The organism is Pseudoalteromonas sp. SIMBA_162 (genome assembly GCF_046535955.1).
In the GTDB taxonomy this organism is placed as follows: Bacteria; Pseudomonadota; Gammaproteobacteria; order Enterobacterales; family Alteromonadaceae; genus Pseudoalteromonas; species Pseudoalteromonas marina.
The window spans coordinates 1-241 of record NZ_JAWJBQ010001073.1; the positions used below are offsets into that span (position 1 = coordinate 1).

At 56.4% G+C, this 241-nt stretch carries 1 protein-coding gene; it reads right to left on the minus strand.

Annotation, left to right across the window (positions count from 1 at the left end; genetic code table 11):
• Positions 1-226, minus strand: a 226-nt coding sequence (locus R0J88_RS22985) for a DUF4202 family protein (protein WP_410901315.1), incomplete at its 3' end; no start/stop codon positions are given.
• Between the last annotated feature and the right edge of the window lie 15 nt (positions 227-241).

The following is a 241-nucleotide window of genomic DNA, read 5'->3' on the forward strand; positions in this document are numbered from 1 at the left end:
CGGCAATGCGCAGCAGATCGCTGGGAGCGTTGTGCAGCTGCTCCAGCCAGTGGCTCATGCGCTGGGCATACACCAGCTCTTGGGGCTGAGAGGTGCCATCCGCAAGGTCGGCATGCTGCGGGTCCTGGGCATGCAGTTCATCGATATCGGCAAGAGTGTTTTCTAAGGCGGAAGGCATAATGGCTCGCTTGATAAAGTCAGGATGATAAATGAAGGATAAGAGCATCCTAGCAGCTTGCCG